Annotated in this window: 21 protein-coding genes and 2 pseudogenes; 12 read left to right on the forward strand and 11 right to left on the reverse strand. The window is 56.9% G+C overall.

Annotated elements, in window-relative coordinates:
• Positions 1 to 199 precede the first annotated feature (199 nt).
• From tssI to NLK58_RS02825, 3 genes and pseudogenes are all read right to left on the reverse strand, one after another.
• Positions 200 to 1,396 (reverse strand): annotated as a pseudogene (gene tssI, locus NLK58_RS02815) (type VI secretion system tip protein TssI/VgrG); the annotation flags it as partial.
• A 191-nt stretch (positions 1,397 to 1,587) separates the two neighbouring features.
• Positions 1,588 to 2,529 (reverse strand): electron transfer flavoprotein subunit alpha/FixB family protein, encoded by a 942-nt coding sequence (locus NLK58_RS02820; RefSeq protein ID WP_117617166.1) that lies wholly within the window; start codon positions 2,527 to 2,529, stop codon positions 1,588 to 1,590.
• The gene (locus NLK58_RS02825) at positions 2,530 to 3,279 is read right to left on the reverse strand and encodes an electron transfer flavoprotein subunit beta/FixA family protein (protein WP_117617167.1); all 750 of its coding nucleotides are present in this window, start codon (positions 3,277 to 3,279) and stop codon (positions 2,530 to 2,532) included. It abuts the gene before it with no gap.
• 418 nt (positions 3,280 to 3,697) lie between these two features.
• On the opposite strand from NLK58_RS02825, the gene NLK58_RS02830 reads away from it, so the two are divergent.
• Positions 3,698 to 5,350: an electron transfer flavoprotein-ubiquinone oxidoreductase gene (locus tag NLK58_RS02830; protein ID WP_341581997.1), complete on the forward strand. Its 1,653-nt coding sequence runs from the start codon at positions 3,698 to 3,700 to the stop codon at positions 5,348 to 5,350.
• A gap of 125 nt (positions 5,351 to 5,475) precedes the next feature.
• Here the strand turns inward: NLK58_RS02830 and NLK58_RS02835 are convergent, their stop codons facing one another.
• The 6 genes from NLK58_RS02835 to NLK58_RS02860 form a co-directional block, all read right to left on the reverse strand.
• Positions 5,476 to 5,937 (reverse strand): peptidylprolyl isomerase, encoded by a 462-nt coding sequence (locus NLK58_RS02835; protein ID WP_117617168.1) that lies wholly within the window; start codon positions 5,935 to 5,937, stop codon positions 5,476 to 5,478.
• Positions 5,938 to 6,136: 199 nt separating this feature from the next.
• Positions 6,137 to 6,703, reverse strand: coding sequence for a DUF1285 domain-containing protein (locus tag NLK58_RS02840; protein ID WP_117617169.1), 567 nt, complete (start codon positions 6,701 to 6,703; stop codon positions 6,137 to 6,139).
• A 32-nt stretch (positions 6,704 to 6,735) separates the two neighbouring features.
• Positions 6,736 to 7,185 carry a histidine phosphatase family protein gene (locus NLK58_RS02845; RefSeq protein ID WP_117617170.1) on the reverse strand — a complete coding sequence of 150 codons (450 nt, stop codon included), beginning with the start codon at positions 7,183 to 7,185 and terminating at the stop codon, positions 6,736 to 6,738.
• A 24-nt stretch (positions 7,186 to 7,209) separates the two neighbouring features.
• The gene (locus tag NLK58_RS02850) at positions 7,210 to 8,277 is read right to left on the reverse strand and encodes an NAD(P)H-dependent glycerol-3-phosphate dehydrogenase (protein WP_117617171.1); all 1,068 of its coding nucleotides are present in this window, start codon (positions 8,275 to 8,277) and stop codon (positions 7,210 to 7,212) included.
• 64 nt (positions 8,278 to 8,341) lie between these two features.
• Positions 8,342 to 8,833 (reverse strand): STAS domain-containing protein, encoded by a 492-nt coding sequence (locus tag NLK58_RS02855; RefSeq protein WP_117617172.1) that lies wholly within the window; start codon positions 8,831 to 8,833, stop codon positions 8,342 to 8,344.
• 14 nt (positions 8,834 to 8,847) lie between these two features.
• Positions 8,848 to 10,056, reverse strand: coding sequence for a PP2C family protein-serine/threonine phosphatase (locus tag NLK58_RS02860; protein ID WP_117617173.1), 1,209 nt, complete (start codon positions 10,054 to 10,056; stop codon positions 8,848 to 8,850).
• 114 nt (positions 10,057 to 10,170) lie between these two features.
• Here NLK58_RS02860 and NLK58_RS02865 point away from each other — a divergent pair, with 114 nt between their 5' ends.
• The gene (locus tag NLK58_RS02865) at positions 10,171 to 11,655 is read left to right on the forward strand and encodes an HD domain-containing protein (RefSeq protein WP_117617174.1); all 1,485 of its coding nucleotides are present in this window, start codon (positions 10,171 to 10,173) and stop codon (positions 11,653 to 11,655) included.
• Here NLK58_RS02865 and NLK58_RS02870 read toward each other — a convergent pair.
• The gene (locus NLK58_RS02870; protein WP_227539417.1) at positions 11,645 to 11,875 is read right to left on the reverse strand and encodes a hypothetical protein; all 231 of its coding nucleotides are present in this window, start codon (positions 11,873 to 11,875) and stop codon (positions 11,645 to 11,647) included. The two genes, NLK58_RS02865 and NLK58_RS02870, sit on opposite strands and share 11 nt — an antisense overlap.
• A gap of 234 nt (positions 11,876 to 12,109) precedes the next feature.
• Between NLK58_RS02870 and NLK58_RS02875 the strand changes: the two genes are divergently transcribed.
• From NLK58_RS02875 to NLK58_RS02920, 10 genes and pseudogenes are all read left to right on the forward strand, one after another.
• Complete coding sequence (locus NLK58_RS02875) at positions 12,110 to 13,066, forward strand: acyl-CoA desaturase (RefSeq protein ID WP_341581998.1); 957 nt, start codon at positions 12,110 to 12,112, stop codon at positions 13,064 to 13,066.
• A pseudogene (locus NLK58_RS02880) lies at positions 13,063 to 13,401 on the forward strand (nuclear transport factor 2 family protein); the annotation flags it as partial. The gene NLK58_RS02875 and the pseudogene NLK58_RS02880, both read left to right, overlap by 4 nt.
• A 125-nt stretch (positions 13,402 to 13,526) precedes the next feature.
• The gene (locus NLK58_RS02885) at positions 13,527 to 14,327 is read left to right on the forward strand and encodes an SDR family oxidoreductase (RefSeq protein WP_117617177.1); all 801 of its coding nucleotides are present in this window, start codon (positions 13,527 to 13,529) and stop codon (positions 14,325 to 14,327) included.
• Positions 14,324 to 15,589 carry an NAD(P)/FAD-dependent oxidoreductase gene (locus NLK58_RS02890; protein WP_117617178.1) on the forward strand — a complete coding sequence of 422 codons (1,266 nt, stop codon included), beginning with the start codon at positions 14,324 to 14,326 and terminating at the stop codon, positions 15,587 to 15,589. Before NLK58_RS02885 ends, NLK58_RS02890 begins: the two co-directional genes overlap by 4 nt.
• Positions 15,590 to 15,591: 2 nt before the next feature.
• On the forward strand, positions 15,592 to 16,476 hold the full coding sequence (locus tag NLK58_RS02895; RefSeq protein ID WP_341582000.1) for a DUF1365 domain-containing protein: 885 nt from the start codon (positions 15,592 to 15,594) through the stop codon (positions 16,474 to 16,476).
• Positions 16,464 to 17,738, forward strand: coding sequence for a cyclopropane-fatty-acyl-phospholipid synthase family protein (locus NLK58_RS02900; protein ID WP_341582001.1), 1,275 nt, complete (start codon positions 16,464 to 16,466; stop codon positions 17,736 to 17,738). Before NLK58_RS02895 ends, NLK58_RS02900 begins: the two co-directional genes overlap by 13 nt.
• The gene (locus NLK58_RS02905; protein ID WP_341582002.1) at positions 17,735 to 18,256 is read left to right on the forward strand and encodes a DUF2878 domain-containing protein; all 522 of its coding nucleotides are present in this window, start codon (positions 17,735 to 17,737) and stop codon (positions 18,254 to 18,256) included. The genes NLK58_RS02900 and NLK58_RS02905 overlap by 4 nt, the downstream gene beginning before the upstream one ends.
• On the forward strand, positions 18,253 to 18,993 hold the full coding sequence (locus NLK58_RS02910; RefSeq protein WP_117617182.1) for a hypothetical protein: 741 nt from the start codon (positions 18,253 to 18,255) through the stop codon (positions 18,991 to 18,993). Before NLK58_RS02905 ends, NLK58_RS02910 begins: the two co-directional genes overlap by 4 nt.
• Before the next feature lie 80 nt (positions 18,994 to 19,073).
• Complete coding sequence (gene xthA / locus NLK58_RS02915) at positions 19,074 to 19,886, forward strand: exodeoxyribonuclease III (protein ID WP_117617183.1); 813 nt, start codon at positions 19,074 to 19,076, stop codon at positions 19,884 to 19,886.
• An 18-nt stretch (positions 19,887 to 19,904) separates the two neighbouring features.
• Positions 19,905 to 20,534 carry a TetR/AcrR family transcriptional regulator gene (locus tag NLK58_RS02920; protein ID WP_117617184.1) on the forward strand — a complete coding sequence of 210 codons (630 nt, stop codon included), beginning with the start codon at positions 19,905 to 19,907 and terminating at the stop codon, positions 20,532 to 20,534.
• Between the two features lie 42 nt (positions 20,535 to 20,576).
• On the opposite strand, the gene NLK58_RS02925 is transcribed toward NLK58_RS02920, so the two are convergent.
• On the reverse strand, positions 20,577 to 20,993 hold the full coding sequence (locus NLK58_RS02925; protein ID WP_117617185.1) for a phasin family protein: 417 nt from the start codon (positions 20,991 to 20,993) through the stop codon (positions 20,577 to 20,579).
• Positions 20,994 to 21,313 lie beyond the last annotated feature (320 nt).

Genomic DNA, 21,313 nt, shown 5'->3' on the forward strand with positions numbered 1-21,313 from the left:
GTTGCTCTCGGCTTGCCTGGCCCGGCCAGTGAGGGCCGTTGTTGCAGGCGCGGATTCCGGGTCGGCGTTGGCTCGGGTGCTGGTTTGCGCTAACGATCCCTGTGTAACCTTGGTGCCTGCCACCGGCCTTGAGGGTGACTTCCGCGCCCGCTTCGATCACGATTTTCATGCCGGCCTTGTGGTGGATTTCGCTGCCGGCTTCATGGCCGATTCTCGGAAGTGCGATGAACCCGTACTGTCCACCGGCCCAACCCTGGCTGACTCTGAGCCAGGCACTGCTGTGTTCATCATTTTCTGAATAGCGATCCCAGGGGAATCGGACTTTCACCCGGCCGTACTGGTCGCAATGGATTTCTTCGCCTTCCGGGCCGGTTACGATGGCGATCTGGGGGCCGTCCATCAAGGGGCGGTGTGTGACCTGTGGCCGCCAAGTGCGACCCGCGGGGATGGCGTTGAAGGCGTTGTGGTAGGTGGTAGAGCCACTGCCCCCCACGGTAAAGTCGGGGCGGTTGCTCTGGCCATTGGCAGTGGCGGCGTCGTTCCTGAGGGCATCCAGGCGGCTCTCGGTGAAGGGCTGGCCGCTGGCGTCCTGTTTGAACCGGCCGGGGTAGTCGTAGTGCTGGTAGTCGTCCCGCTGGGCCGCCAGCCTGCCGGCCTGCTGTTCGTGAATCAGGGCGTAGGCGGGGTTCCTGAAGGTGTAGTCCTTCATGGCCACGGAGGCGGCCCTGATCCGTTCCCGGTAGCTGAACTGGAAGACGGCGCTCTGGCGGGTGCTGCCACCGGCCTTGCTGTTGTACGCCACCGGGTCGAGCCTGGGGGCGTCGCCGTGGTGGTCGGCGATGATCAGGGCGGGAGGCTCGTTTCCTTCTACCTCACCGTGACTATAGCGATAGTGCCAGCCTTCCTCGGCGGCCAGTCGTTCGACAAAGTCCAGGTCGCTTTCCCGGTGCTGGACACAGTACTCCCGTTCCTCGGGGGTGCGCTTGAGGTCAAAGACGGTATCAATGATGCCTCGCTCTTCGAGCAGGGTGTGCACGATGGCATCGGTGCTTTGGGTCTGGAAGATGCGGCTGTTGTGCGTCAAGCCCAGGCGCCACAGCGGGGGTTGGACGATGACTTCGTAGCGGGTGCGGCGATGGCCGGAGTCGCTCCGGGCGAATTCGTTGACCACGCCGGTAAAGCGCCGAAGCGGTACACCGTCCCGCAAGACCACCAGTTCCACGGGCTGTTCCAAGACTTCCTCGGCTGAAATGTCCGGGGAGGTACTGGCCAGTTCCAGTTTGCAGTGGCAAAGCCTGGATAGGTGTTCGGTCAGTTCAAAACGGGCGACCACGAACAGGTCTTTGGGGAGTTGGCCAAGGGTGGCCGTGAACTGCAGTCCGGTTGCCTGAGGCATGATTCCATCCTTGATAAACTAAATCCATTTAGTTTCGCAAAGCCAGAAGCCCCGCTTCCTGCGGGTGCCCTGTCGGCTTTATACGGGAGGACAGTAGCAAAACAGAGGTTCTGAGTCCATGGTTCTTTAACAGGATTGCTCGATAATAGAAAAGGCACCCGAAGGTGCCTTTTCTCAAGCTGAACAGAAAGTTAAAGAACTTTCTTCAGCTCTTCTTCAAGTTGCGGAACCGCTTCGAACAGATCCGCTACCAGGCCATAATCGGCTACCTGGAAGATCGGCGCTTCTTCATCCTTGTTGATCGCAACGATCACCTTGGAATCGGACATACCGGCCAGGTGCTGGATGGCACCGGAAATACCAACGGCAACGTACAGCTGCGGGGCGACGATCTTACCGGTCTGGCCAACCTGCATGTCGTTCGGTACGAAACCGGCGTCGACAGCGGCACGGGATGCACCAACGGCGGCGCCCAGCAGATCAGCAACCTGCTCCAGCATCCTGAAGTTGTCGCCGTTCTGCATGCCGCGGCCACCGGAGATAACGATACCGGCACTGGCCAGGTCCGGACGGTCAGATTTGGCTTTCTCTTCGTTTACGAAGGAAGACAGACCAGCGTCCTTGACCACCTCCAGCTGCTCAACGGCGGCGGAGCCACCTTCGGCTGCAACCGGATCGAACGCGGTCGGACGAACAGTGATGACTTTGATGCTGTCGCTGGACTTCACTGTCGCGATCGCATTACCCGCGTAGATCGGACGAACGAAGGTGTCATCAGACTCAACACGCATGATGTCGGATACCTGGGCGACGTCCAGCAGCGCTGCAACGCGCGGCATGAAGTCTTTGCCAGTGGTACCGGCAGCAGCCAGGATGTGGCTGTAGCCCTTGCCCACTTCGGCAACCAGCTCGCCCAGGTTCTCGCCCAGGAAGTGACCATAAGCAGCGTTATCGGCAACCAGTACCTTGTTAACGCCTTCGGCCTTGGCTGCTGCTTCGGCAACGGCGCCACAGTTTTCACCGGCAACCAGTACGTCGATGTCTCCGCCGATGGCCTTGGCAGCCGCTACAACATTCAGGGTAGCCTGCTTCAGGCTGCTGTTGTCATGTTCAGCAATTACAAGGATGCTCATTCAGATCACCTTCGCTTCGTTCTTCAGTTTATCGACCAGCTCGGCAACGTCGGCCACTTTTACACCCGCCTGACGGGAGGCAGGCGCTTCAACCTTCAGAGTGGAAAGACGCGGTGTAATATCGACACCCAGATCGGCCGGGCTCATGGCGTCCAGCGGCTTCTTCTTAGCTTTCATGATGTTCGGCAGGGAAGCGTAACGCGGCTCGTTCAGACGCAGGTCCGTGGTGACAACCGCCGGCAGGTTCAGGGAAAGGGTCATCAGACCACCGTCTACCTCACGGGTTACGTTAACCTTGTCGCCTTCAACAACCACTTCGGATGCAAAGGTGCCCTGCCCCATTCCGGTCAGCGCGGCCAGCATCTGGCCAGTCTGGTTGTTATCGGAATCAATGGACTGCTTGCCGAGAATGACCAGCTTTGGCTCTTCCTTCTCAACAACAGCCTTCAGCAGCTTGGCCGCTTCGAGAGACTGAACCTCCTCGTCCGTTTCGACGTGGATACCACGGTCCGCACCCAGCGCCAGCGCAGTACGGATCTGCTCCTGGCAGGCTTTCGGGCCAATGGAAACCACCACGATTTCACTGGCAACACCCTTCTCTTTCAGGCGAACCGCTTCTTCTACCGCGATCTCGCAGAACGGGTTCATTGCCATCTTGACGTTGGCGAGATCAACACCGGTATTGTCCGGCTTGACGCGCACCTTTACGTTGTAGTCGATTACTCGTTTTACAGCGACCAGAACCTTCATAGATTCCTCGTTCTTCTACGATGGGTTTATGACTTGCAGTCCTCACGTGAAGCCTGCCGAAATTCGATGCGCACTAATAATGGAGGCAACGCTCAGCAGAATCAATAGCCTCAGACGACGCGTCAGGACAGATGTTTCAGCCAGTTTCCCGGTATTGACCGGGAATGGCGATGAGACGATACTAGATTTCGACTCAAAACACACGATGTTTCAGTGTGCTCATACAATGCCAAAGGACAGACCAAATTTCAAACAAACGTTTGTTTGATTCATCAAATACGGTATCCTTTGCTATAAACAAGTCGTTGAATTCGGCTTCTGGCAGTCGTCTATAGGCAGTTTTACCGGTATGATGACGACCCAGAAAAATTCGCCTGCGGGCACATAATATCCATTAAAGATGTTTGAGGAGACCAACGTGGAACGCGAATCGATGGAATTTGATGTTCTGATCGTCGGCGGTGGCCCGGCGGGCCTGTCGGCAGCTTGTCGTGTCATGCAACTGGCACAGGAAGCTGGCGAGGAACTCACCGTATGCGTGGTAGAGAAAGGTTCTGAGATCGGCGCCCACATTCTGGCCGGTACCGTATTCGAGCCCACCGCCCTCAACGAACTCTTCCCGGACTGGAAAGAGAAAGGTGCCCCGCTCAACACGCCGGTTACCCGTGACGACATTTTCCTGCTGAAGAACCAGGAAAACGCCACCAGGATCCCTAATGCGTTTGTGCCCAAAAACATGCACAACCATGGCAACTATATTATCAGCCTGGGCAACCTGTGCCGCTGGCTCGCCGAACAGGCCGAAGGCCTGGGCGTTGAAGTTTATCCGGGCTTCGCGGCCGCCGAGACCATCGTCGAAGACGGCCAGGTAAAAGGCATCATCACCGGTGACATGGGCGTTGCCCGTGACGGTTCCGAGAAAGACGGCTACATGCCGGGCATGGAACTGCGCGCCAAGTACACCCTGTTTACTGAAGGCTGCCGTGGGCACCTGGGCAAACGCCTGATCAACGATTTCAAGCTTGATGAAGGCAAGGATCCGCAGCATTACGGGATCGGCATCAAGGAGCTGTGGGACATTGATCCTGCCAAACACGAGCCGGGCCTGGTTGTACATACCACGGGCTGGCCGCTGAACGAAACCGGTTCCACTGGTGGCTCTTTCCTGTACCACCTGGAAAACGGCCAGGTTTACGTGGGGCTGATCACCGATCTTTCCTACAGCAACCCGCACCTGAGCCCGTTTGAAGAATTCCAGCGCCTGAAGCTGCACCCGGAAGTGAAAAAATACCTGGAAGGCGGCAAGCGTGTCGCCTACGGCGCCCGAGCTATTACCAAAGGCGGTTTTAACTCCCTGCCGAAGATGAGCTTCCCTGGCGGCCTGCTGCTCGGTTGTGATGCTGGCACCCTGAACTTTTCCAAGATCAAGGGCTCCCATACCGCCATGAAGTCCGGTCTGCTTGGCGCAGACGCGGTGTTTGAAGCGCTGAAAGAAGGCAGGAATGGCGAGGAAATCACCAGCTTCCAGAAGCGGTATGAAGACAGCTGGCTTTACAAGGAGCTGTACGCAGAGCGTAACTTCGGCCCGGCCATGCACAAGTTCGGCAACGTGATTGGCGGCGCGATCGCCTTCTTCGAGCAGAACATCCTGCATCGCAGCCTTCCGTTCACTTTCCACGACACCACGCCGGATTACGCCACCATGAAGCCGGCCTCTGAGTGCAAGAAAGTGAGCTATCCGAAGCCGGATAACACCCTGACCTTCGACCGTCTGTCGTCGGTATTCATTTCCAACACCAACCATGAGGAAGATCAGCCGGTTCACCTGAAGCTGACCGATCCGGAGCTTCCGATCCGGGACAACCTGCCAAAATACGACGAGCCCGCGCAGCGCTATTGTCCGGCAGGCGTGTACGAAGTGGTCGAAAAAGACGACGGCAGCGGCAAGCGCTTTCAGATCAACGCCCAGAACTGCGTTCACTGCAAGACCTGTGACATCAAGGACCCGGCCCAGAATATTACCTGGGTGACGCCGGAGGGGGGCGGTGGCCCGAACTATCCGAACATGTGAACCTGGGGGCAGATGAAGGTTTTCATCTGACCCCGTTTTCTCGATCTGCCGGATAGCCGGTGAACTCGGGGTCAGATGAACTTTTCATCTGACCCCTTTTTCGTTCGCTAGCGCTTAAGAAAAGCTTAGTGGGCGTGACCGTGCTCTTGCTCTTCGTCAGTCGCTTCGCGGGCCTCTACCACTTCCACATCGAAGTGCAGAGTCTGTCCGGCGAGCGGATGGTTGGCATCGATGGTAACGGTCTCGTCGCCAACTTCAACTACACGAACAACCTGGGGGCCGCCCGGAGTCTGTGCCTGGAACTGCATGCCCGGCTCGATCGTATCGACACCTTCAAATGCAGAACGCGGAACAGGCTGAACCAGCTCTTCGTTAACTTCGCCGTAGCCTTCAGTAGGTTCTACAGAAACCTTCACCTGATCGCCTGGGTTCTTTTCGTTCAGTGCACTTTCCAGTCCACCGATAATGTTCTGTGCACCTTCCAGATAAGACAGGGGCTCGCGACCTTCTACACGGGAGGAATCAAGCTGCTCTCCCTGATCGTTAGTGAGCGTGTAATGGATGGTGACAACACGAGGTTGGGCCATGTGATCTCCTTGCGTGTCGCAATGACTGTTTAATTGATTTAGGCAATCGAAAGTGATCGTGAACAGCCAGACTGCACAGAGGGACTAACGACCACCGGGCCTCGTTAGAGAGCCAGGCTCGTAACAAGTACGAAAACACAGTTTAACAAGTGACAGAGTGCGTTTTCTACCGTCATTTCTGGGGGCATGGTACGGGTTTTCAACCAACCTGCCCGATTTTGTAGAAAATTCCGTGACTAAACACGCCCAGAACCGGGTGGCCGTCTTCGTTTCGCTCGACCACATGTTCCGCCAGGTCGTAGTAGGCGGCGGTCACCAACCGGGCCTCCACACCGTGCCGCACCGCCACAACCGGTCTTGGCTCCTCTGAGCGGGGATAGGTGCCAACCTCCAGCGGATGCTGCTGCCCGACTTCCAGGGTTTCGCCGACGTTGGTGATCAGAGAAATCACCTGGCAGTCACCCTCACCGGTGACCTGCAGGGAATGTGCGAGCAGCGGCGTGTCCTCCACCTGAATCCGCCATTTTTCCACCGGCGTGACCAGGTAATATTCGCCATCTTCTTCCCTGCGCAGGATGGTTGAGAACAGCCGCACGATGGCCTCACGAGCCAGTGGCTCACCCTTGAAGATCCACTGACCATCCCGGCTGACTCGCAGATCCATGTCGCCCGACAGCTCGGGGTGCCACTGATCAAGGGGCGGATTTCCGGGATTTTTCACGGTTTCCTCTACCTGCTTTGCAAGACTTTCCGGATTCGTGTGCATAACGGTGGCTCCCGGTTCAGTGATTCGGAGTATCAGGGCAGAAACTGTGCTTTCAAGTCTGCGCAGCCGGGCCCCACTACAGGCATGTCGAGCATAACCGCCTGGGAGGTCATGAAGGGTATGCCCCGGCGATGGGCATCCACCAGCAGTGTAGCGAGGCTGCCAACCAGCGGCATGTGGGAAACAATCATCAGTGGTGATTGATCCTGCTCGATCAACGCATCAAGGCATTCCCCGGGATCGTCGTCCGGGGTAATGAACATTTTCTCTTCCACCGGGCAATTGAGGATTTCGGAGACAATCGCGGCGGTTTGCCGGGCCCTTACCAAGGGGCTGCTCCAGATCAGTTTCGGGCGCCAGGGGGATTCGGCGATCCGTGCTGCCACCTCCGCAGCGCCCAGACGGCCCGATTCGGTCAGCTCCCGCTCCTGATCCAGTGTGTGCCAGCCGGCTTCACCGTGGCGCATGATGAGCAATTGCAAAGGCAACCTCCGCTAAGTGGCCGGCTACTGGGTTATGGTGCGGGGTAGTATGAATTCCACGTCGGAATTCTGGACCGACATCATCAGGCTGTTGATGACTGCCTTGATGGATGCAGAGCGATACAGAATCTCATAAAGGCCGCGCACCAGTGGCATATAAATGCCGATTGCCTCAGCCTTTTCTTTCACCAGCTTCAGGGTATAGATACCCTCAGCCACCTGCCCCAGTTCCGCCACGGCGTCATCCAGCTTCTGGCCCTGCCCCACGGCGTAGCCGACCCGATAGTTCCGGCTTTTGGAGGACGTGCAGGTCACGATCAGGTCACCGACGCCGGCCAGCCCCATGAAGGTCATAGGGTTGGCACCAAGGCTTACGGCGAACCGGCTCATTTCAGCAAGGCCTCGGGTGATCAGCATGGCCTTGGCATTCTCACCCATCTCCAGAGCGGAAGCGAGGCCCGCGACAATGGCATAGATGTTCTTGAGGGCGCCGGCAAGTTCCACGCCGTAAATGTCCACGTTGGCATAGACGCGGAAATACTCGCAGCCCAACAGATCCTGAACGGCCCGGCGTACGTCCGGGTCCTTGGCGGCAATGACGGTGGCGGTGAGGTCGCGGTTCACGATTTCAGCTGCCAGGTTCGGCCCGCTGAGTACGCCGATACGGCAGCGCGGAATCTCTTCCTGGAGAATCTCGCTCATCAGTTTGAAGCCGTGTTCCTCAATGCCCTTGGTCAGGCTGACGACGATCTGGTCATCGCGGAATTTGTCGCAGTTTTCCCGGATAACGGGCCGAAAAGCCTTGCTGGGAATGGCAACCAGCACGATTTCTGCCTTGCTGACGGCGTCGGCAAGGTCGGTGGTTGGCCGAATATCGCCAGTCAGTTCGATTCCCGGCATATACCGGCTGTTGATGCGGCTGCTGCGGATTTCCCTGGCCTGGGCCTCACCACGCATCCAGAAATGAACGCGATGGCCGTTCTCCCCAAGCACTTTGGCCATGGCGGTGCCAAAACTGCCGCCGCCGAGAACCGCTACGTCATGCACCGGCCCTGTTGCCCCATTTTTTTGAGGCGTCGTTTTTTCAGACATAGTTCTTCCGTTTTTTCAGATCAGGTGTGAAACCGGTGTCGCCAGGCGCAGCAGGCGGGTGGCGTTAACCGGGCTCTTCACATTCCAGAGCGCGCACCAGATTCCTGAACTCTTCCCTGTTGCGATTGTTCAGGCCCATCAGCACCTTGTGGGCATCGAGAACCTTATCCCGAACCTGCTGTTCGCTGGCCCTGAGAACAGGAATTTCTTCAAGTTCTTCAATACGGGACGCGGGTTCACGGACAATGATAAAGATCTTGTCGAACCCCATGGATGTGATAATGCGGGTAATGTCAGGATTGGTGGAAATCAGCGTGGGCAGGAAATGACTTTGCTTCTGAGCCGCCATGGCGATCTTGGCCAGCAGACCGAGTGTGGTGCTGTCGATGATCTCCGTTTCGGTGAGATCAATCACCACGGTCTTGAACTGGGGATCCTGAGTGATGGACTCAACCAGATTGTCCAGCGTCGAACACAGGTTCAGCCGGATTTCCCCGATAAACTTCAGGACGTAAATGCCCTGTTTTTCAGCTTGCAGGATCTTGTAACCAGCCATGTTTCACGCTGCCACTATTTCGACGAGGTGTTGTCTGACCCATCCATAGTATCAGTAACCGACACAATAGCGATATCGTCCGGCAACTCTGTGATCTCCTCGAGATTCAGAGCTTCGCTAAGAGCTGCGATAGTGTGACGGCCTCCTGACACGAGTTCAAGTAGTGTCCGTTCCTTTTCATCAAGACTTTTTTCCCGGATAACTTCCAGAATTCCATCCGAAAACAGGGTCAGGTGGAACGGTTTGTCCAATGGCACCTCGTATACTTCCCATTTCGGCGTCTCGAAAAGCCCCACCGGCAGCCCACTTCCCTCCAGGAAAGCGGTTTCACCACCTTCAAAGGAAAGGATAGGCATCGGGAAATGCGCACCTACTGCATACTGTAATCTACGTTCGCTGACAGAAATGATGCCAACAAAGACGGTGACGTGTTTACCGAGACCGGTATCCAGCAATTCCGAGTTAATCCGTTCAAGGAAGCGCTCAGGGAACAGAATGTCGTCACTCGATCCACGGCGGAGGTTGCGTTGCAACCGGTTCGTAAGGTTCTTCAGCAACACGGTAACGAACGCGGAACTGGCTCCGTGGCCGGATACATCGGCAATGTAGACCAGAACCTTGTCGTCGGAAATCCGGAAGTAATCCAGAAAATCACCGCTCAGGTACAGTGACGGTTTGATCAGGTGGTCTATATGCAAGCCACTCATGACCTGCTCACGTTCCGGCAGCATCCGCAACTGAACCTTGCGGCCGGCGCGCTGGTCGGCCCGCAGCTCGGCGATACCGTCACGCAGATCCCGGTTGGCCTCTTCCAGTTCGTGGCGGTAAAGCTGGTTCAGGCGATTGACCCGAACCCGGTCAAACAGTTTGCCGATAACATCGTCCAGCGCTCCCTTGTCGTCGTTGCAGGGCTTCAGAACAAAATCTGCGGCCCCGGCCCGCAGCGCACTGACGACATCAGCGCTGGAGTCACTGGTCGAACAGGCAACGATGGGTGTGAAGGTTTCGGCTTCTTCAAGCCGGTTGGCCAGGTCCCGGATAGCCTCCGGGGACAGGTCTGCAAAGATGACGTCGGGGATGTTATCGTTGAACAGTGCCTTGGCGGCAGCGAGGCCCGGATAGCCGGTAACATAAAAGCCCCTCGCTTCCAGGTAACGGGCAAGATCCGTACGAGCCTTTTCATCGGCGTCAATAATCAGTATGCGCTCGGTGCGCGAAGCCATGGCGACTGCCCTAAACTACCAGCGATAAACGATAAATTGGCTTGAATAAGCCTATTCTGGCACGCCCCTGTGATATAACAAGGCCAGTTTTATGAAATTGGGAGATTCCTGCCAATGAGACGTGCCGTTAATGATCTTCTCGGAGCCTATGACAAGCTGATCATGGATCCGGTTCACGGTGGTATTCCACTTTACCGGCACGAGATCCAGGTTATTGACCATCCGCTGTTCCAGCGGCTGCGGAACATCTGCCAGAACGACATCCTGAGCCTGGTATTCCCCGGCGCCACCCACTCCCGCTTCCTGCACAGTATTGGCGTAATGCATGTGGGAACCCGTATGTTCCGCTCGATGATCGACGCCTACCTTCGGGAGCGCCAGCTGAGCGAGCAGACCGACCTGAGCCTGAGCCAGCTGGACGCCATTGACTACCTGGCGAAAACCATTCGGCTTGGCTGCCTGCTCCACGACAGCGGCCATTCCAGCTTTTCCCACCAGTTCACGCAGGCGCGACAGATCCGGGAGTTGATGTCCCGGCCCGGGCGATTCCGGGATCTCTGGCGGGGAGTGGATTATTCAGCCTACCACCCGGAAGAGCCCGATGAGCTGGAACACGAACATTATTCAGTGCGTGTCGCCCACGACGTTCTTTCTGCGACAGACCTGGAAAGTGCCGGTCTTCATGCCCGGGATGTGATCGGGATTATGGAGACCACGGACGTGAGGCCCAGCGAGACCTTTTGCCGGCACGCCAGAACCTTCTGGGCGTTTATTGCCGGTGAAGACGCCGCGGCAGGCACACCCCTGAGCGATAACATTCCCGGCCTGGTAATGGACCTGTTGTCATCAATCGTTTCCGGCGAGATTGATGCTGACCGGGCCGATTACATGCTGCGGGACGGCTTCCATTCTTCAGTGACTATCGGCGGCTTCAACCTGGATCACCTGTTAAGCAACCTGCGTTTTGGCTGGGATGTGTCTGAACCCTGGCTTGGGTTGGCGATCACCCAGAAAGGGCTGGGGGCGCTTGAGGATTTTGTTTACAGCCGCCACCAGATGTATCGCAAGGTCTACGCCCACAAGACGGCCCTGGGCTTTGACTGGCTCTTACGAGAGGCCATAAACGAGGTATTGGATGATCCGGAGAATTTTCAGTGGGTGGATACCTGTTTAAGCGACATGACCTACTTTGCGGAGCTCACCGACAACTTCTTCTGGGAGGCGTTCCGGAAAGTAGCCCGCAAACACCCGAAAAGTTTCTCCTTCTGCATTGTGAACCGGGTAAAACTGAACCATCTTGATACCCGGGAGGACCTTTCGGCCAGGGGCATTGAGCGGCACAGCGCCTGGCTGGCCGGGGAACTTGCCCTCAACCCTGCCCAGGTGGTGACCTGTTCAATGCGGGCGCGGTTCTCCAACATCCAGGACAATTTCAATGGCATCAAGGTTCTGGTTCGGGAACCCATTCGCCGTACTCGGTCGCTGAAGAAGATCACCGATGTCAGCGCCTTCTTCAGCAAGTTCAGTGACGGCACCATCACCCACTTTTACACCCGCCCGGACGTAACCACCGGCAGCCAGGATTCTTTTACTGAGTAGTGGGCACCGCGTTCATTTCGACGACCAGTCCACAGGCGCTGTCAAACGCGCCCTCAACGCGGCCGCCACTGAGCCAGTCGCCTGCCAGGCCAATATAGTGGTCCGCAAACCAGGGGTGACCCGGCTGCTCTCCGCCCCGGTTATCGGAGACCGACCACGCCTGGTCCTTCCGGGCCAACCTGCCGACCCGAGGGTCTGGAAACCAAACCGCCTTTGCCATGGGCCAAAGCATTCGTTGTCGGCGAATTTTCGAAGATCGCCGCTGTCAGCCCGGCCAGCCCTGAACCAACAATCGCGGTACGGCGAATAACAGGCGAATCAAAGGTTTGATTAAACATGGTTTATGGTGCATCCAATTCCTGTAGTGAGATCGTACAACCCCTCATGAAACAGAATCAGCCACCGGGCTGATCGTGCGATCAAGGTTCCATTTAAGAGAAAGGGCAATCAGGGTATGACCCGAGTGCAGCATTGGCTTACAAACATTCTGAGATGGTTCGATTCCGAGGCAGGTTCGGATCACATCGACACCACGTCCAGATCGTTCAACTTCTTACGTGTTGTTCCGTTCATAGCGCTTCATATGGCCTGCTTGCTGGCCTTTTATACCGGGGCTAGCGCCTTCGCCATCGGATTTGCGATTGCCTTCTTCCTGGTGCGCATGTTTGCGATTACCGGATTCTACCACCGTTATTTCGCCCACAAGACCTTTAAAACCAGCCGCCCTGCCCAGTTCGTATTCGCCGTTCTTGGCACCAGTGCCGCCCAGCGCGGGCCGCTCTGGTGGGCCGCTCACCATCGCCATCACCACCAGCATTCCGATGAAGCGCAGGATCTTCACTCCCCCCATCATGGTGGCTTCTGGTGGTCGCACATGGGCTGGTTTACCTGTGACGCAGGATTCGCGACCGATGAACGGCGAATCCGGGACTGGCTGAAGTTTCCTGAGCTCAAGTTGATCAATCGGTTTGACTCCCTGGTGCCCGCCCTGGCCGCTGCCGGTATCTACGTCCTCGGTGAGGCCCTGGCCGCCTGGGCGCCTGGCCTGGGAACCAATGGTCTGCAGCTGTTGGTATGGGGATTCTTTATTTCCACCGTAGCGTTATTCCACGCCACGGTCTCGATCAACTCACTGTCCCATGTCTGGGGCAAGCGCCGGTTCGAGACACCGGACGACAGCCGGAACAACTTCTGGCTGGCTCTGCTCACCCTGGGTGAGGGCTGGCACAACAACCATCACCGTTGGCCCCAGTCTGTGCGCCAGGGATTCCGGTGGTATGAAATCGACATCACATGGTATGGCCTCTGGCTGATGTCAAAGCTGGGCATAATCTGGGAGCTCAACCCGATACCCCAGCATATTCAGGAAGAGACAACCGAGCTGGATAAGATGAGGATGAGAAGGCAATGACAACCGCCTCAAAGATCGAAGTAGGTACGCGTAACTCGGCGGTGCCGGCAACGCTCGACAACTTCCGGGCGCTGTTCAACGAACTCGACAAGGGCGATCTGAACAAACTCGCCCGTGTTTACAGTGAAGATATTCGGTTTCAGGACCCACTGGGCCCGGTTCAAGGGCTCGACGAGCTCACCCGTTATTTCGCCGGGGCCTACGCCAACGTCATCTCCTGTCGCTTCGAGTTTGGTGAAGCCGTTGTCCAGGGTGAGTTTGCAGCGGTTCCGTGGGTGATGTACCTGCGCCACAAGCGCATTCGCAAAGGCCGGGAAGTGCTGGTTCAGGGCATGAGCCACCTGGAAATCCGGGACAACATGGTGTGCTACCACCGCGATTACTTTGACGTAGGAGAAATGCTCTACGAAAACCTGCCGGTGGTTGGCGGGGTTATTCGCTGGATCAAGGACCAGGCAGGATGAGTGACCGACTTCAGGAAACCTCAAATATCTGGATTACTGGCGCCAGCTCCGGCATTGGCGAATCCGTAACCCGGGCCCTGGCCCGCGGTGGGCATCGTTTGGTCATCACCGGCAGACGAAAGGGCGCGCTCGAAGAGCTTGCCTCCGCCGCCCCTGAACGGATCATTACGGCTGCGGCAGACACTACCGGCAAAGAAGATCTCCAGTCGGTGGCCGGCTCTCTTGAGATGCACGGCGACCTGAACATGGTGATCCTCAACGCCGGCACCTGTGAATACCTGGAAATCGGCAATTACAGCAGTGATGTGATCGAGAAGAACATTCACACCAACGTGATTGGCACCGCCCGCTGCCTGGACATCGCCCTGCCCGCTCTGCGCCGCAGCCGGGCAAAGGGAAAGCCGGCCACTCTGGTGATCGTCAGTTCCTCTGCCTGGTGGTTTCCCTTTGGCCGGGCCGAGGGCTATGGCGCGTCCAAGGCAGCCCTTACCTACTTTGCCCGCTCCCTGAGAGCAGACCTGGACGCAGAAGGTATCGATGTGGTGGTGGTTTCGCCAGGCTTCGTGAAAACACCGCTGACCGACCGCAACAATTTCCCGATGCCGTTTCTGGTTTCTGCAGAAGACGCTGCCGAACGAATCGTCAGCGGCCTGGCCCGTGGCCACAATGAAATCGCCTTCCCCAAGCGTTTTACCTGGATGCTGAGAGCACTCAGCGCCCTTCCCCGGCCTCTGGTTGACCGCATGGCGGCCTCCATGGCCCGTAAAAGCAACACCGCACAGGAAAACAATAGATGAGTAGTGAACGTCAGCGAGTTGCTGTCATCGGTGCCGGCGTTTCCGGCCTCACGGCTGCCTGGCTTCTGGCCGAGAAGCACGAGGTTCAGATTTTCGAGGCGGCCGGTTACGCCGGCGGCCACACCAACACGGAACAGATTGAGGCCGGTGGCCGTGCCTGGCCAGTCAATACCGGTTTCATTGTGTTCAATGACTGGACCTACCCGAATTTCATCCGCCTGATGGACCGGCTGGGCATCGCCTCGGAAGTCAGCGATATGAGTTTCAGCGTTGACTGCGGCACGAGCGGCCTGCAGTACAACGGTACCAGCCTGAACACTCTGTTTGCCCAGCGCCGTAACCTGATCAACTTGCCGTTCCTGAAGATGGTGCGGGAGATTCTCCGGTTCAACAAGGAATCCCGGGCAGATCTCCAGTCCGGGAGCATCAGCAATGAGGAAACTCTGGGCGAATACCTGAACAGGAATGGTTACTCACGGTATTTCAGGAATTACTACATTGTGCCCATGGGCGCTGCCATCTGGTCCGCCCCGGAGATTGTGCTGGAGCAGTTCCCGATTCGCTTTTTCCTGCAGTTTTTCAATAACCACGGCATGTTGTCAGTAGACGACCGCCCGACCTGGCGAGTGATTTCCGGGGGCTCAGCCCAGTATGTGACAAAAATGATGGAACGCCTCGGCGACTCAACCCACCTGAACAGCCCGGTAGACAAGGTGGTCCGGGATGAAACCGGCGTGACCGTCTGCGTCGGAGGACAGGAGCACCGCTTCGATCAGGTTATTTTTGGCTGCCATAGCGACCAGGCCCTTGCCATGCTTGTGGACCCGACTGACAAGGAGCTGGATATCCTCGGCGCCATGGGATACCAGAAAAACGATGTTGTGCTTCACACCGACAGCAATGTGTTGCCGGACAACCGGCGCGCCTGGGCGGCCTGGAACTATTTTATTCCTGCCCACAGCACGGAGCCCGTGTCGGTCACCTACAACATGAACGTTCTGCAGAATTTCCACGATGCGCCGGAAACCTTCTGCGTAACCCTGAACCGAAGCCACGATATAGCCCCGGACAAGGTAATCAAGCGCTTCGAGTACGCCCATCCTGTGTTCACACTGGATGCGGTGGCCGCCCAGGAGCGATATGACGAGATCGGTAACCGGAACCGCACTCACTTCTGCGGGGCCTACTGGTTTAACGGCTTCCACGAGGACGGGGTTCGCAGCGCACTCCGGGTAACCCGGGCATTCGGGGTGGAGTTTTGACCGTGAACAGCCAGTGGCTGGAGGGTACTGTCCGGCACAGGCGGAAGTACCCTGTGCACCATGAATTCAGCTACGGCACCGGCATGCTTGCTCTGGACACCGATGAGTGGCGTAGCATCGCCGATGTCAGTCCGCTGTTTTCTCTGGAACATTTTAACTGGATTTCCCTGAAACGGAAGGACTACTTCCGGCCGGAGGCAGGGGACCTGTCGGCGGCTGTACGGGATCATGTGGAACAAGCGACGGGCTGGCGCCCTGAGGGCGAAGTGGAGCTGATTACCCACCCCCGCTATTTCGGCCAGGTGTTCAATCCGGTCAGTTTCTACTTTTGCTACGGTGCCGGAGACCGGTCCGCCGAAGGCGCTGTGCCCAGGGTTATTGTTGCTCAGATTACCAACACACCCTGGCAGGACCGCCATGTCTATTGCCTGGAAACCACGGGTTCAGAACCCAACAAGACAGGCTGGCGCACCGAGCAGTTCGGTTTCAGCAAGCGCTTTCACGTTTCCCCGTTTAATGGCATGAACCAGCACTATGAATGGAGTTTCAGTTTCCGGGGCCCGGAGCTGAGAATCCACATGAATGTTCTGGAACAAGGCCGCAAGCATTTTGATGCCACCCTGGTAGTCCAACGTACCCCTGTCACTCGTAGAAATGTCCACAGAAGTCTTCGGAAATTTCCGGTTGAAGCATTCAAGGTGGTGGCAGGCATCTACTGGCATGCCCTCCGGCTTAAGCTCAAGGGTGCACCTTTCTATACCCACCCGGACAAACTTCCGGCAGGCGATATCGCCCATCGCCGTGGGCATGATGATTCAGGGCTGGACGTGACCAGTGCTGAAACCAACGACAAGACTCGTGGAAGGGTAAGCTCATGGAGAACCTGAATACTTCGGTTGAAACCACCTCATCCGGCTCAGCCAGTGTGCCAATGCTTAGTCGGTTTGCGAGAAACCTGGTGATTCAGCAGCTCCGGTTACTGGGGGAAGGTCAACTGACGGTTCGTGAAACCGGATTTGAGGACCTGGTATTTGGTGATGGCAATACCCGCTACCAGCCAGCCGAGCTAGTCGTCCACGATCACAGCACCTGGCGGGACCTGCTGACCGGCGGTAGTGTTGGTGCCGCCGAGGCGTTCGTGGCCGGAGACTGGACCACCCCGGATCTGGTCGCTCTGCTCCGCTTCTTCACCCGTAACGTCGACCGCATGAACCAATTCGAGGACCGTTTCAGCTGGGTAACAAAGCCTGTGCTGAAAGGCCTTCACTGGCTGAACCGTAACACCAGGGAAGGTTCCCGGAAAAACATCAGCGCTCACTATGACCTGGGTAACGAGCTGTTTGAGACCTTCCTGGACCCGACCATGATGTACTCCTCGGCTATCTATCCGAGCGCCGGATCGACTCTGGAAGAAGCCGCGGTGCACAAGCTGGACACCATATGTCGCAAACTGGATCTTCAGCCCGGCGACAAGGTGATGGAAATTGGGACCGGCTGGGGTGGTTTTGCCATTCACGCTGCCAAAAACTACGGTTGCCACGTAACAACCACCACGATTTCAAAGGAACAACTGGAGCTGGTGAAAGAGCGGGTTCAACAGGAAGGTCTGGCAGACAGAATGACTCTGCTGTTTGATGACTACCGTGATCTGGAAGGCCAGTTCGACAAACTGGTGTCCATCGAGATGATCGAGGCAGTCGGCCCCCAGTTTCTGGACAGCTATTTCTCCCGGATAAACGCATTGCTGAAGCCGGATGGTCTGGCGCTGGTCCAGGCTATCAATATGCCAGAGCAGCGTTATCAGCGGGCATTGAAGAATGTGGATTTTATCCAGCGATTCATTTTCCCGGGCAGTTTCATACCGTCCTTCGGTGCCATCCTTGAATCGGTCCGCAAAGAAAGCAATATGGTACTGACACACGCCGAAGATACCGGTTTCCATTACGCCCGCACCTTGCATGACTGGTATGAGCGATTCATCGCCAAACGGGATCAACTGGATGCCATGGGTTACGACCAGGCTTTCCGTCGGCTGTGGCACTTCTACTTCGCGTACTGCGAAGCAGGGTTCAGCGAGCGCGCCATTGGTGTGGCCCAAATGGTGTTCGCAAAGCCGGGCAATAAACGTGAGAACATCCTGAGCCTGTGATTGCGTCAGAAACGGGTCGTAATGTACTGAACTTCCTGCTTTTCCAGGCCGGGTGGTTCGCTTGCGTATTCTATCCCGGTCCTGTGGGAGCCGGCATCGTTGTTCTGTTCCTGATCCTTCATTTTGTGCTGGTGAGTCAGAACAGGATCACAGAACTGCAATTCGTTGTACTCGGAACGGTAGCGGGCTCTGTTCTTGATGGCATCTGGTTTCGCACCGGCATCCTGGACGATGGAAGCGGGGCGATTCTGTTAACCCCTCCCTGGCTGGTGGCTATCTGGGCCATTTTCATGACCACGCTGAGCCATTCACTGAACTGGATGAGCCGAAAACCCTGGTTGCCTTTCGTCTTCGCCCCCATCGCCGGGCCGTTTGCCTATTGGTCCGCCAGTCAGATCGGGGCGGTGGAATTGCCGGACCTCATACCCTCACTGATAGCCCTCGGTTTTGGCTGGCTGGTCATTTTCCCCCTGCTTCTTTTCGCCCGTAAAACGCTTTACCCGGAGCTGGCCCGATGAAAACGGCCGCCTGGATTGTTTCGTCTGCCCTCCTGATAATAACCACACCGGCAATCGCGAACGATTTCCGGTTTACCGGAGAGGCCACCGCCCCCGACGGCCAGGTGCTCTATCAAGAGCGCCACAGTGTCGATGGCACCTGCCAGGAGGGCGTATTTCGTCCCCAGCAGCACAGTGTGGATTACCACAAACCGGACGGGAACGAGCCTTTCGCCCGGAAAGCCCTTGAATACGATCTCTCCGTCATTCGACCGGCTGTGAACTTCGTTCAGCCAGATTTCAGCGAGGCCATGGAAATTGTCTACCCCCAACCGGATATCCTGGTCATCAACTGGGACACGCCCACCGGCGATTCGAAACGGTTCGAGGTGGAGTATCCGGACAGCACTGTAGTGGATGCCGGGTTCGACAACCTTGTGCGTCAGAACTGGCAAAGCGTGGTGGCTGGTGAGTCAGTCGATTTCCGGTTTCTCGGCCCGACGCGGGGCGAACACTATGGCTTTGTGCTCGAACCGATCAGTAGCGATAAGGTCGACGCTGACCACGTGGTCCAGATACGCCCGACGGGCATGGTTCTGAGATTCCTGGTGGATCCGATTGTGCTCGGTTACAACGATAACGGTGCCCTCACGGATTACCATGGCCTGACCAACATCCGCAAGAATCAGGACAGCAATTATACCGCCCACATCCGTTATTCAGTCGATACCTACCCGGATTGTGAACTGACTCCCTGAAACTGTCGTCCCTGCCAGGGCAGCACCCGGGGGTCAGTGTGCTAAACTCCGGCGGGAACTAACGCCGGAGAGTTTTCGCAATGATGTTCGTGTCTTTCAACGTCAACAGTATCCGTACCCGCCTGCACCAGCTCGACGCTGTGATTGATGCCCTCGCCCCGGACTTTATCGGGCTTCAGGAAACCAAGGTCCAGGACGACGACTTCCCAACAGACGCCATTCGCGAGCTGGGCTACCACGTGCATTTCCACGGCCAGAAAACCCACTACGGCGTTGCCCTGCTCTCAAAAGCGGAGCCAGAGCAGGTTATCAAAGGCTATCCCTGGGACGGGGAAGATTCCCAGCGCCGCCTGATTACCGGCCAGTTTACGGTGAACGGCGAAAAGCTCTCGGTGGTTAACGGCTATTTTCCCCAGGGAGAAAGCCGGGACCACCCGGTGAAGTTCCCGGCAAAGGAAAAGTTTTATGCCGACCTCATGCGGTACCTCGACGACCTCAACAAGGCCGGTGGCCATGTGGTGGTGATGGGTGACATGAACATTTCGCCCACCGACAAGGACATCGGCATCGGCGCCGATAACGCCAAACGGTGGCTCCGCACCGGCAAGTGCTCTTTCCTGCCGGAGGAGCGGGAATGGCTGGGCCAGGTGGAAGCCCGTGGTTATACCGATGTATTCCGCCACCTTCATCCGGAGGAGGCCGACACCTTCAGCTGGTTTGATTACCGCAGCAAGGGCTTTGAGCGGGATCCGAAACGGGGCCTGCGAATTGATCTGATCATGGCCAGCGACAGCCTGCTCCCGAAAGCCCGGGAGGCGGGTGTTTCCTACGGCATTCGCGCCATGGACCGGCCGTCAGACCATTGCCCGGTCTGGGCGAGCTTCGAGCTCTAGGGTCTGGCACGGCGCGATATGAAAAAAATCAAAACCCGCGACCGCATCCTGCAAACCAGCCTGGCGCTGTTTAACAGCGTCGGCGAGCCCAATGTTACGACCTTGCTGATTTCCGACGAAATGGACATCAGCCCGGGCAATCTGTACTACCACTTCAAGAGCAAGGGTGACATCGTCGAGGAACTGTTCGACCAGTACGAGCTGGACATGCTGGATCTGTTGACGGTTCCTGAAGATGCTGATATCTCTCTGGACCAGCAGGGATTCTTTCTGCACCTGCTGTTTGAGACGGTGGCGCGTTACCGGTTTCTTTACCAGGATCTGGTGAATGTGCTGTCCCGGTACGACCAGTTGCGGGTGCGGTTCAAGCGGATTCAGAAGAAGAAAACGTCGGCATTCAGAGCGATCTGCGAAAGCTTCCGTCGGCAAGGCACCCTGATAATTGATCAGGAAGAGCTTGATTCCCTGTGTGAGCAGTTAACGCTAACCGCTTGTTACTGGAGCGCTTTCGATACACTTTCCCACCTGGACGACCGGGAGTCGGTAGACCCCGGCCGGGGCGTTTACCATATGATGCACCTGGTAATTCCCTACCTGGCACCAGCCGACCGGGAAGAAGCCCGGCTGATGAGCCGGGACTATCTTTAAAGACAACCCTTTAAAGACAACCGGCTCTGACGACAGCTGGCGTTATTCTTCCTCGTCGTCTCCGGCCTGATCACGCAGCCGTGCCAGTTCCCTTTCAAGCACTTCGACCCGGCGCGCCAGGGAGTCAATTTCTTCCCGGCGATGGATGCCAAGTCTTCTGAGGGCACCCGACACCCGCTCATCGAACATGTGCTCAAGGCGGTCCCAGGTGCCCGTCGCCCTCTCGCGAACGCCTTCAACCCGGTCTTCAACGGATTTGATCTGCTTTTCAACGACACCCCGGGTTCTGTTCTCGAGTTGCTCGCCTTCCTGAACCAGCCGGTCAAAGAAACGACCGGTATCTTCCTCGGCCTTGGTGTAGGCACCCAGCCCCGCCAACCAGATCTGGCGCGCGGAACCCTTGATTTTTGCGGCCAGTTGCGCATCATTCTCCGGCTTATCGTCGTTCTGTTCAGACATGTAACAACCTCGGGGTGCAGATATTTCTCTTGAAAGCCTATTGTATTACAGCTTGGGCGGGATTTCAGTCGGCCTGAAAACCGCTCAGTGAAAGGGCGCAGTATAAAGACCTATCCGATATGAAAAAATGTTTTCAAACGAAAGTGGCTCTCGCTTGAAGTGTTCAAAATATAGTCAATACTTCCCTATACCGGTGTCCCTGCTGATGCCGGTTTGTCTGGAAGTCTTTCATGGATACTACTCGCACGCCTCTGCCCGGCATACTTTGCCGGGCTTTTTTTTGGTAAAATCGCCTACGGGTATATGCTCACCCCCACCCA

The sequence above is a fragment of the Marinobacter metalliresistant genome (assembly GCF_038098645.1).
Taxonomy (GTDB): Bacteria; Pseudomonadota; Gammaproteobacteria; order Pseudomonadales; family Oleiphilaceae; genus Marinobacter; species Marinobacter metalliresistant.